Origin of the sequence: Ureibacillus aquaedulcis (assembly GCF_030418165.1) — a bacterium.
GTDB classification, from domain to species: domain Bacteria; phylum Bacillota; class Bacilli; order Bacillales_A; family Planococcaceae; genus Ureibacillus; species Ureibacillus aquaedulcis.
Map to the genome: position 1 here is coordinate 1 of NZ_JAUHTQ010000048.1, position 295 is coordinate 295.

Here is a 295-nt window from a genome sequence, read left to right on the forward strand (position 1 = left end):
TAAATGCCGGTGTAGCTCAGTTGGTAGAGCAACTGACTTGTAATCAGTAGGTCGAGGGTTCGACTCCTTTCGCCGGCACCATTTTTGGAGCCATTAGCTCAGTGGTAGAGCATCTGACTTTTAATCAGAGGGTCGAAGGTTCAAGTCCTTCATGGCTCACCAGTTTTTATTCAATAATTTAATGCGGGTGTGGCGGAATTGGCAGACGCACTAGACTTAGGATCTAGCGCCGCAAGGCGTGGGGGTTCGACTCCCTTCACCCGCACCATTAAATTTCATTTATTGCCAGATAATA

The 295-nt window shown here is 47.5% G+C and carries 3 tRNA genes; all 3 read left to right on the top strand.

Features of this window, described 5'->3' with window-relative positions:
* The first annotated feature begins 5 nt into the window (after positions 1–5).
* Positions 6–81, top strand: a tRNA-Thr gene (locus QYB95_RS19190).
* 6 nt (positions 82–87) lie between these two features.
* Positions 88–162, top strand: a tRNA-Lys gene (locus tag QYB95_RS19195).
* A gap of 21 nt (positions 163–183) precedes the next feature.
* Positions 184–268 (top strand) — tRNA-Leu (locus QYB95_RS19200).
* The last annotated feature ends 27 nt before the right edge of the window (positions 269–295 follow it).